Here is a 10,081-nt window from a genome sequence, read left to right as displayed (position 1 = left end):
CATATTTCCTAGGTTGTTCAAAGCAAGGGATAAGCCGAAAAACAGCCTGTGGGGCAGTACCTACAGCTTTTTCTTCGGCAGCACCTCAAGCGGCAAGAGTGTGAACGAAAGAACCGCCATGCAGACCACCGCGGTATACGCCTGTGTCAGGATCCTGGCGGAAACCATCGCCAGCCTGCCGCTGCATGTATATAAGTACACAGCCGGCGGCAAGGAGAAGGCAGCCAGCCACCAGCTATATTATCTGCTCCATGACGAGCCTAATCCGGAGATGACTTCGTTTGTGTTCCGTGAGACACTTATGAGTCATCTTTTGTTATGGGGCAACGCCTATGCCCAGATTATCCGGGATGGCCGCGGTAGGGTGCTGGCCCTTTACCCCCTGCTGCCGGATAGGGTGACGGTGGACAGGACAACTGATGGGCAGCTCTATTACGAATACCGGAAGGATAGCGGGTATGTAATCTTAAGGCCGGAGGATGTCCTGCATATTCCCGGGCTCGGCTTCGACGGCCTGGTGGGTTATTCACCTATCGCCATGGCCAAGAACGCTATCGGCATGGCTATCGCTACCGAGGAATATGGTGCCAAGTGCTTTGCCAATGGCGCCAGCCCCGGCGGAGTCTTAGAGCATCCCGGAGTAGTAAAAGACCCGGCTAGAATCAGGGAAAGCTGGAACGCAGTCTACCAGGGCAGCGGCAACGCGCACCGGATAGCGGTTTTAGAGGAAGGAATGAAGTTTCAGCCCATCGGCATACCGCCCGAGCAGGCCCAGTTTTTGGAGACAAGAAAATTCCAGATCAATGAGATCGCTCGGATTTTCCGGATACCGCCGCATATGATCGGCGACCTTGAGAAGTCCAGCTTTTCTAATATCGAGCAGCAGAGCCTGGAATTTGTGAAATACACCTTAGACCCCTGGGTAGTGCGCTGGGAGCAGGCCATGCAAAGGGCGCTTTTATCACCATCTGAAAAAGGGGATTTCTTCATCAAATTCAATGTGGACGGGCTGCTGCGGGGCGACTACCAGAGCCGGATGAACGGCTATGCGATCGGCCGGCAAAACGGCTGGATGTCCGCCAATGACATTAGGGAACTGGAAAATTTAAACCGCATACCTGAGGAACTGGGTGGTGATCTTTACCTTATCAACGGTAACATGACCAAGCTGGCTGATGCCGGCATCTTTTTAAAACAGAGCTGTTTAGCGAAAGCGGCGACATCACCGTCTGGATCAACTCTCCGGGCGGTGATGTTTTTGCGGCCAGCCAAATCTACAACCTGCTGATGGATTACCCAGGCAAAGTCACCGTAAAAATCGACGGCATAGCAGCCAGCGCGGCCTCGGTTATTGCCATGGCGGGGAGTGAAGTCTTAATGTCCCCAGTCTCCATGATGATGATCCACAATCCCATGACCATAGCCTATGGCGACGCGGAGGAGATGGAAAAGGCCATCGCCATGTTAAGCGAGGTCAAGGAAAGCATCATCAACGCCTATGAGCTGAAAACCGGCCTTTCCAGAGCCAAGATCTCGCACCTTATGGACGCGGAGAGCTGGTTCAATGCTAAAAAAGCGGTGGAGCTGGGCTTTGCCGATCAGATCATGTTTATGCCGGAGAGCAACGCTGTTCCAGCCAGCGAGGGAGTAATCTTCAGCAAAATGGCGGTGGTCAACTCGCTTCTAGCCAAACTGCCACGCCAGGAAAAACCCAGCGGAACAGACATCGCCGCGCTGGAAAAGAGGCTTGACCTCTTGAGATTTTAAGGAGGGATTCATAAATGAGCAAAATTTTAGAACTGCGGGAGAAAAGAGCCAAGGTGTGGGAAACCGCAAGGCGTTTCTCGACAGCAAACGGGGACCTAACGGGCTCCTTTCAGCTAAGGACGTTGCCGCCTATGAAAAGATGGAAGCGGAACTGGAAGCGGCCAGACTCAAGGAACAGAAAACTGCGTTTTTAAATTCATTAGCCGGTGAACAATCCGCAGTTACTGAAGCAGAGGAGCTTTATAAATACCTGGCCAAGGATGGCGGTATTATCGAGGAATTTGACAATGGGCTGTTTGAAAGGTTTGTCAGCGGGATTACGGTATTTTCTCCGGTCGAGCTGGGGTTCAAATTGAAATGCGGTTTAGTTTTAAGGGAAAGGATAGTGAGGTGAATGGCGCATACCCCCTACGGATACAGCATTAAAAACGGTAAAGCAGTAATTGATGATAATAAAGCCCTGCAGGTCAGAAGGTTGTTCACAGAGTATGTAGGCGGTATGTCGCTGCAGGCAGCAGGGGATAAGCTGGGCATAAAGCGCAGACACACATCGCTGGGCAGAAACAAGAATTATTTTGCTGATGACAAGACAGAGATATCACCATTTGAGGGTAAGATTTTTTGTAACGAGTGCGGCAGCGAATACCGGCGTTACCAAGATGACGGCAAGGAACGCTGGAGATGCCGCCGGCGCATTGTGAAGGGTCGCCTGTGCTGCAACAGCCCGATGATACCTGAAACGGTGTTGGAAACATCCTTCATGGAAATTATCCGTACCTTGGATATTGCGGCATTAAAGGAAAAACCGCCTGCCCCGCGGATACAGATTGAACAGCGCTTTGCGGACCCGTTCAAGCAAGCAGAGTATGTATACTCACAAGTAACAGTGGATGATTTTGAATACCAGACCGAGAAGCTGCTTGCCGCTTTACAAAAGACACCGGATAAAATCGACGGTGAGATGATGCGGCAGGTTATCATGCGGATTACCGTATCCCACAGCGGAGCCGCTGAATTTGAATTCATAAACGGCATTCCCGTGTTTTTCGAGAAAGAGAATATCAACACGCTGGATAGCAAGGGTGAGATTCTGCTTACCATCATGGCGTCGCTAGCCCAGCAGGAGTCGTTGTCACTCAGTCAGAACGTCAAGATGGGCTTTGCCTTCCGTTTTCAAAACGGCGAACTGCAGAATGCAATAACCAAAGCGATCAATCTGGTTATTGCTGATCGGGATGGATTTATGGCAACGCTGAAGCAGAATATAGAGACGGTGCTGTCTGTGGAATACGATAAAGAGACCGGTGATATTGATGCCAAGCTCAATGAATTGCAAGAGGAGCTGCTGCGCCTTGCTCACTCAAAAGCCGACTATGAAAAGGTAGCGGACGAAATCTACCGCCTGCGGGAAATCAAGCAAAACACAATGGTACACAATGCCGAACGGCAAAACAGACGCCAGCGTATTGCAGAAATGAACTAATTCCTGCGGGGGCAAAGCGGTGTGGTTACAGAGTTTGATGATAAGCTGGTCAGGCGGCTTGTGGAGAAGGTAACGGTATTTGAGGACAGGCTGACGGTGGAATTTAAGTCAGGTGTAGAGGTTGAAATTGAGAATTAGGGGAACATGGCAACCGCCAGTTGAGGATAAATGCTCCTTGATTGGCGGTCTTTTTGTATGATTGACAATATGCGGAATAGTAGTACAATGTTGATAACAACAATGTTAATAATGATGATAAAGGGGGTGTTTGTCGTGGTTGATGTTAATGAATTATTGGACGAAGCTATAAAAGAAACTTATAACCTTCAAGAAGACGAGATATTTCTGGTCAGAGATTTATTTAAGGGTTATGTCTGGAATAGAATTCCATTAAAAGACAGGCTACTTCTTGGAACGTTATTTTTAAATCAAATTAATAAAACTGGTGGAAATATTCAGGCGATTGAGAAGACATCTTCGAACCAGCAGAGATATGCGAAAATATGCAAGTAAATTAAGAAAAGGGGTGGATTGACAGCGGTTTTGTTCTAAATTTCCATATCAGATGTTTAACGATTCTTATTCTTTATTGAATGTTTTTAATAATGGTTGGGGAGGTTGATGATGTTGAACAAAAACATTCAAGTAGGAATAGGTTTTGCAACAGGACGTAAGAGCTTTCGAAAGGTTTTAAAAAGTTATGTTTACAACTGGCGGGAATGTGGTTTGGCTGAAAGAAAAGATATCGGTCTAAACCTTTTAGTTGCTTATGATTTAAAGTATTCAAATACCAAACCACAAGATTATACTGAAATAAAACAAGAAGTGCTTGATCTGATAGATAATACCTATTTTATAGGTAAAGATGAGATGAAAGCGGAAGTCCAGCATCTTGTGCGGAAAAATGTTATCGATAAAAAAGAAACTTGGATTTTTGGAAGTGGATATGCAGCCCAGCGTAATTCTATCCTTTATACTGCGATAAAAAACAACATAGATTATCTTATTTTCCTGGATGATGACGAATATCCACTGGCAGTAACCAGGACACGCCCGAACGTTGTATGGAGTGGTCAGCATGTTATAAAAACTCACTTGCGCTATATAAGACAGGCTGATATCACTCATGGCTATCATTGTGGGTATGTATCCCCCATTCCGTATGTGGAATTTAACAGCGTTCTGACTGAGAAGGATTTTGCTACATTTATAGAAGCTATAAGCAACGATATCATTAATTGGGATTCAATACGAATGATAATGAATAATGGCAGTATTACTTATGCCGATACGCAGGTGCTCACCAGCGATGTAACAAAGGAGGTTAAGGAAGTCAATCATTGTAAATTTATTTCCGGAGGGAACCTCTGTATTAACCTGACCGATCTCCTTAGAGTCAAGCCATTCTATAATCCGCCCGGTGCACGTGGTGAAGACACTTTTTTAAGCACCTGTCTGAGCGAACACAAGGTGATCCGGGTACCGTGTTATACATTCCATGACGGATTTTCTACCTATAATCATTTGCTTGATGGAGTATTGCCTATCAACCTTCGATACGTTAAAGCAGATTCAGAGCAAATTATAACCCGCTTCTACAATGCTTGTATTGGCTGGATTCGATACAAACCACTTCTGCTATATATAACACAACGAAATGTCTACGAAGATAAAATTGAACAGATGAGGCAACAGCTAGGTGAAACATTGCCTAAATTGTGTAATTACTTTAATAGGAAGGAATTTATGAATATAGCAATTGAATTAGAGAAATATCACAGTAACGTCCAAAAGCATTACAAAGAATTTCTTGAAATACAACGTATTTGGGCCAAAATATGTAATTATCTATACTCAAATGATGGACGAGCTTCTAGGTTGTTGGAAGCAGCAAATATTACGGAATATATGACCAGAGACTTTCATTGTAAAAAAACAGGAAGAAGGCAATATAAGAAAATTGGGGCCCGATATAACCATTATTCTGATAAGGTTGAAGCGTAACTACTATTTCTGAAGAAGATTTGATTTAAACTAGTTGCAGGTGATGTGATTATACCAATATTAGGAAATAGCTTTAACCAAGCCTTGGCCCTATTTGTTCGAATTTGTCAGAAGAAGATGTTGTGAAAATAGAGCAGTATTTTCAAATGAGCAGGCAGACCACGCTTTTTCGCTTGATTAACGATGGATATATCAGCAGGGAATTTGCTGAGACAATGAAATCCAATGTAATTAAGGCTTGGTTATGATACCTCTCTTTACCTGCCTTTGCCCGAAAACAAGCGATATATGACTACGGGCAGGGCTAAACTACCAATAGATCAATTTAGAAAATATTTTGTCCTCTACCTTGTCATAAAAAACATAAAAATAAATGTTTATTTTATGACAGCGAGGACATATAATATACGTAGAAGGGAGTGAAAATAAATGATCGCTATAAATGGCATAGGGAATAGACTAAAAACTTTGCGGGAAAGAAGCGGTTTAAATCAGGCGCAGTTAGCTGCTTTTTTAAATGTAGATCAAAGTTACATTTCCAAATGTGAAAAAGGAGAGAGGCAGCTAAGCGTTGACGCATTAGAGAAGGCTTGTTGTTTATTCGGCTGTACTCTCGACGAACTATCAGATGGGAATGATGATATAAAGCACTTGCAGTTTGCTTTTAGAGCTGCGTCGATCAGCAAAGACGATCTGGCCGCAATTTCCGATATTAATAAAATTGCTTTGAATTTGAAGCAAATGCGGCAGCTATTAGAGGTGGCACATTCGTGAAAGAAAAGATTGAATTAAATTCCGAAGCCGTGATGCTCAGAAAACGTCTGGGGGAGGACGCCATGTCTCCCCTTGATATTTTTGCCATTCTGGGAAGATTGGACAATTTCACCTTGATATTTTATCCTTTTTCGGAACGCATCAGCGGCATGTGTATAAAGTCAGCTGACGATATGGTTATGGCTATTAATTCCACTCTTTCTTATGGACGGCAACGCTATTCCGCAGCACATGAGTTATACCATCTATTTATACAGGATGGGTTCGTAAGCACTGTCTGTGAACAAAATATTGAGGCAGACAAGCCAGAGACTGAAAAAGAAGCAGATGCTTTTGCATCATATTTTTTAGCGCCCTATGATGCCCTAAAATCCTTTATAACAGATGTTTTAAAGAAAAAACCTATGACTTTAGCAGCCGAAGATGTGGTAAAGATTGAACAGTATTTTCAAATGAGCAGGCAGGCCACGCTTTTTCGCTTGATTAACGATGGATATATCAGCAGGGAATTTGCTGAGACCATGAAATCCAATGTAATTAAGTCTGCCTTAAGGCTTGGTTATGATGCCTCTCTTTACCTGCCTTTGCCGGAAAATAAGCGGTATATGACAACCGGCGACTACATCAAGCTCGCAGAAGAGCTTAAAGAAAAAGATATTATATCTGATGGCAAATATGAAGAACTTTTGATGGATGCCTTCCGGCCGGATATTGTCTACGGCCTTGACGCAGCAGAGGTAGAAAGATATGACTAATAAGCTGTTTATTGATACTGACTGCCTTTCTGCGTTCTTATGGGTAGGGAATGAGAATATATTGGTCAAGCTTTACGGCGGCAAAATCATTGTTCCCCAGCAGGTTTATGATGAGTTGTCAAAACCATTCGTCCCGCATTTGAAGCAGAAGACCGATACACTTATTGGTTCCGGATATGTCAGCATAGGGCAGATAATGGCCGGCACTGAAGAACATATGCTCTACATATCATTGACTTCAAATCCAGAGCAAGGCTTTAGGGTGATTGGGCGCGGGGAAGCTGCTGCAATTGTTTTAGCCAAACAAAATAACGGCATAGTGGCGAGCAATAATCTTCGTGATATTGTTCCGTATGTTAAAAAGTATGGGCTGCAGCACATTACAACGGCGGATATTTTGGTTGAAGCCTTACATGGCGGCCTGATAACCGAAGCTCAAGGCAATGCAATATGGGCAAATATGCTGCAAAAGCAGCGTAAACTGCCTGGAGCCTCGTTAACGGATTATATGAAGAATTTGTAGATTACATAGATTTGAAATAAAGCCATAAGGAACACAAGGAAAGGTTATTAGCTTATGAGTACTCAATCCAAAAATCGTTTTACCCCGGCTGTTACGGTGATCATCATATTCGGTATTATCAGTATGATGGGGGATGTGGTCTATGAGACTGCAAGAAGCGCCAACAGTCAGTACTTAAATTTACTGACAATCAGCGCTGCTCAGGTCGGTCTGGTCTTTGGTATCGGTGAGTTCCTTGGATATTTTCTAAGACTCGTTGCCGGAGTTTTATCCGATAAGAGCGGCAGATACTGGCTTTTTATGTTCCTAGGCTACGGTATGCTTTTGATTGTACCCCTGATAGGATTTACGATGAACTGGAATATTCTTGTTGTTCTTATTTTGATGGAGCGAATCGGGAAAGCGCTGCGAAGTCCTGCTAAGGATACAATCCTTTCCGGAGTTGCAGAAAATCAAGTCGGGGTTGGGTTTGCCTTCGGCCTTCAGGAAGCTTTGGACCAGATTGGAGCATTTATCGGACCCCTTATTTTTACTATGGTGTTTTATTTTACGGGGAAGAACGGCATTGCACAGTACCAGTTAGGGTATAAAGCGTTATTTGTTCCATTCGCAATTCTGATGATATTTCTGATATATGCCTACAGGAGGATTAAACGCGACAATCTTATACCTGCTGTTGTAAAAAAAGAGTTTTATTCAGAGCACCTTAAGCCGATATTTTGGATCTATACAGCCTTTACGTTTTTCTGTACGTTGGGATTTGTCAATTTCAGCACAGTGGGTTACCACTTGAAAGCGAATAACCTGATGTCAGACGGAAACATAACTCTGCTGTATTCAGTAGCCATGATTGTCGATGCTGCTACAGCGCTGTTTATTGGCAAAGCTTATGATCGATTAAAAATTAGGACGGAAATGAGAACTGGAGGTCTTCTGGTTTTGATGGCAATTCCGTTCATCACGCTGTTTTTGCCATTCCTCACCTTGAGCCATTCAACAATACTCATCGTTATTGGCATGATCGTTTTTGGCATTGTTATGGGTACTCATGAAACTGTAATGCGTTCAGCCATAGCAGATATTACACCTTTTAATAAACGGGGTACCGGCTATGGGGTTTTTAACACCAGTTATGGCTTGGCTTTGCTTGGTGGAGCGGCACTGATGGGATTGCTGTATGATATGAACAAAATAGGATTTATTATTGCTTTCACCTGCGGTATAGAATTGATTGCCATAATTCTCTATTTTAAAATGAACAATATGGTAAAGAATAGCCATCAAGTGAAAAATTGATGAACATTTCAGTAGAATAACCGGAAAGGAAATCGGGAAAGCATATGAAAGCCTATCAGATAAAAATCGAATTGATAGATTCCAAGCCATTAATATGAATTTGAAGAAAAGGAGATCGAAGAATACCTATCCCGCCTGTACGAAGTGCAAAGCAAAGACGACCGTACCCCGTACGACTACATTCCTTTTGATTCAGGGGTGGAGCGGGAAATCGCGGAGAAGCTGGATACGGACCAGAACGTCAAATTCTATTGCAAGCTGCCACGCTGGTTCGTCGTGCCGACACCATTAGGAGACTACAATCCCGACTGGGCAGTCGTTACGGAACACGACGATAAGCTCTACCTGGTCCGCGAGACCAAAAGTACACATGACCGCGACGGGCGGAGAGAAACTGAGAACCGTAAGATAGATTGCGGCCAGGCTCACTTCGATGCTCTGGGTGTTAACTTCAAAGTGGCGACGAGTATTTACGAAGTTCTTTCTAAATGATAGGTAATTCCTTCTAATCTCTAGGCCATGATCACAAACGGTTAAGGACTAACATCATAGGCTACATTAACGCGGTTTACAATGTTGAATCCTTCTCTTGATCAAAAAAAGCAATGGACGAAAACCATTGCTTCCAGTAAATATGTATTTATTCATCCCACTTTACAAAGTTGTGATAAAATAATGTCGCTTCTCCGACACCAAAGCCTTTAAAAATAAGGATGTAGGATTTAATCCACGTCCTTACTCTTTTTTTTTGTGTGCGTGTCGGATGGTTAAAAATAGGCGTATTCGATAGATAAGGGAAAAACGAGGAGGCTAAAAATGTTGGGTAAACGCAGGACGAGGGTCAAGGAAGCATAAGTCTACCGAAAGCCCGTTTAGGAAGCATAAGCCTGCCGCGAGCCTTTGATTTAAGATTTATGCACCATTCCCCGAAACACCACGAAGATCAATGCTTCCCGGTATATGAGGAAGGCATAAGAGCATATACAATAATATCGTGCGAATACATGATTACTGGGTTATCAAGGCTAAATTTCTTGCTGCGGGCTTTCGTTCTATTAAAAAGGAAGCATAAGTCTGCCATTTGGCAAACTTATGCTTCCAGTCACACAACAAATTAAAATAGTATCCTATAAAAAATGGAGCGGGTGATGGGAATCGAACCCACGTACTCGGCTTGGAAGGCCGATGCTCTACCATTGAGCTACACCCGCTTGGAGAAATCATTTTTTATAAATGCAACTAATATTATAACTAAAAATTTGTGGGGAGTCAAAGTTATTTTTGAACCAGTGTTATTTTCAACCCTGGCCGAAAAATATTTACCGGGTGTATGTAAGTTAGATGCGGTAGATACGGGTCTTTGACACTTGCGACCTATATAGAAATCTCTACAAGCCTTGAAAATAGGGCTTTTTTTATTGGAAAAATGTCAAATTCCCTCCGATAAATAGTGCGTAATTTTGCGTAATGTGTTATAAT

At 43.4% G+C, this 10,081-nt stretch carries 11 protein-coding genes, 1 tRNA gene and 2 pseudogenes; 13 read left to right on the top strand and 1 reads right to left on the bottom strand.

Annotated elements, in window-relative coordinates; genetic code table 11:
- Window position 1: 1 nt before the first annotated feature.
- The 12 genes and pseudogenes from L7E55_RS17030 to L7E55_RS16975 all read left to right on the top strand — a co-directional run bounded on the left by L7E55_RS17030 (window position 2) and on the right by L7E55_RS16975 (window position 9,094).
- Window positions 2-1,288, top strand: a complete 1,287-nt coding sequence (locus L7E55_RS17030) for a phage portal protein (protein WP_277445558.1) — start codon at window positions 2-4, stop codon at window positions 1,286-1,288.
- A pseudogene (locus tag L7E55_RS17025) lies at window positions 1,186-1,767 on the top strand (head maturation protease, ClpP-related); the annotation flags it as partial. The gene L7E55_RS17030 and the pseudogene L7E55_RS17025, both read left to right, overlap by 103 nt.
- A 14-nt stretch (window positions 1,768-1,781) precedes the next feature.
- Window positions 1,782-1,945: pseudogene (locus tag L7E55_RS17020) on the top strand (phage major capsid protein); the annotation flags it as partial.
- Window positions 1,946-2,161: 216 nt separating this feature from the next.
- Window positions 2,162-3,250 (top strand): recombinase zinc beta ribbon domain-containing protein, encoded by a 1,089-nt coding sequence (locus L7E55_RS17840; RefSeq protein ID WP_420852070.1) that lies wholly within the window; start codon window positions 2,162-2,164, stop codon window positions 3,248-3,250.
- Between the two features lie 21 nt (window positions 3,251-3,271).
- Window positions 3,272-3,388 carry an integrase gene (locus L7E55_RS17885; protein ID WP_476748276.1) on the top strand — a complete coding sequence of 39 codons (117 nt, stop codon included), beginning with the start codon at window positions 3,272-3,274 and terminating at the stop codon, window positions 3,386-3,388.
- 135 nt (window positions 3,389-3,523) lie between these two features.
- On the top strand, window positions 3,524-3,763 hold the full coding sequence (locus L7E55_RS17005; protein WP_277445557.1) for a single-stranded DNA-binding protein: 240 nt from the start codon (window positions 3,524-3,526) through the stop codon (window positions 3,761-3,763).
- 108 nt (window positions 3,764-3,871) lie between these two features.
- Window positions 3,872-5,254 (top strand): hypothetical protein, encoded by a 1,383-nt coding sequence (locus tag L7E55_RS17000; protein ID WP_277445559.1) that lies wholly within the window; start codon window positions 3,872-3,874, stop codon window positions 5,252-5,254.
- Between the two features lie 429 nt (window positions 5,255-5,683).
- Window positions 5,684-6,028, top strand: a complete 345-nt coding sequence (locus L7E55_RS16995; protein ID WP_277445556.1) for a helix-turn-helix domain-containing protein — start codon at window positions 5,684-5,686, stop codon at window positions 6,026-6,028.
- Window positions 6,025-6,783: an ImmA/IrrE family metallo-endopeptidase gene (locus L7E55_RS16990; RefSeq protein ID WP_277445555.1), complete on the top strand. Its 759-nt coding sequence runs from the start codon at window positions 6,025-6,027 to the stop codon at window positions 6,781-6,783. Before L7E55_RS16995 ends, L7E55_RS16990 begins: the two co-directional genes overlap by 4 nt.
- Entirely contained in the window at window positions 6,776-7,306 is a 531-nt protein-coding gene (locus tag L7E55_RS16985) for a PIN domain-containing protein (RefSeq protein WP_277445554.1), read from the top strand. Before L7E55_RS16990 ends, L7E55_RS16985 begins: the two co-directional genes overlap by 8 nt.
- Before the next feature lie 54 nt (window positions 7,307-7,360).
- A complete protein-coding gene (locus tag L7E55_RS16980; protein WP_277445553.1) occupies window positions 7,361-8,602 on the top strand; it encodes an MFS transporter in 1,242 nt (413 codons plus the stop codon).
- A gap of 144 nt (window positions 8,603-8,746) precedes the next feature.
- Window positions 8,747-9,094: a restriction endonuclease gene (locus tag L7E55_RS16975; protein WP_277445552.1), complete on the top strand. Its 348-nt coding sequence runs from the start codon at window positions 8,747-8,749 to the stop codon at window positions 9,092-9,094.
- Between the two features lie 645 nt (window positions 9,095-9,739).
- Here L7E55_RS16975 and L7E55_RS16970 read toward each other — a convergent pair.
- Window positions 9,740-9,813 (bottom strand) — tRNA-Gly (locus tag L7E55_RS16970).
- On the opposite strand from L7E55_RS16970, the gene L7E55_RS16965 reads away from it, so the two are divergent.
- The gene (locus L7E55_RS16965) at window positions 9,799-9,966 is read left to right on the top strand and encodes a hypothetical protein (protein WP_277445550.1); all 168 of its coding nucleotides are present in this window, start codon (window positions 9,799-9,801) and stop codon (window positions 9,964-9,966) included. The two genes, L7E55_RS16970 and L7E55_RS16965, sit on opposite strands and share 15 nt — an antisense overlap.
- Window positions 9,967-10,081 lie beyond the last annotated feature (115 nt).

This window comes from Pelotomaculum isophthalicicum JI, assembly GCF_029478095.1.
Taxonomy (GTDB): Bacteria; Bacillota; Desulfotomaculia; order Desulfotomaculales; family Pelotomaculaceae; genus Pelotomaculum_D; species Pelotomaculum_D isophthalicicum.
This window is presented reverse-complemented; position numbering and strand designations above follow the sequence as displayed.

Coding starts and splice junctions, on each gene's coding strand:
- L7E55_RS17840 (WP_420852070.1), top strand. CDS start 2,162: ATGGCGCATACCCCCTACGGATACAGCATTAAAAACGGTAAAGCAGTA.
- L7E55_RS17000 (WP_277445559.1), top strand. CDS start 3,872: ATGATGTTGAACAAAAACATTCAAGTAGGAATAGGTTTTGCAACAGGA.
- L7E55_RS16995 (WP_277445556.1), top strand. CDS start 5,684: ATGATCGCTATAAATGGCATAGGGAATAGACTAAAAACTTTGCGGGAA.
- L7E55_RS16985 (WP_277445554.1), top strand. CDS start 6,776: ATGACTAATAAGCTGTTTATTGATACTGACTGCCTTTCTGCGTTCTTA.
- L7E55_RS16980 (WP_277445553.1), top strand. CDS start 7,361: ATGAGTACTCAATCCAAAAATCGTTTTACCCCGGCTGTTACGGTGATC.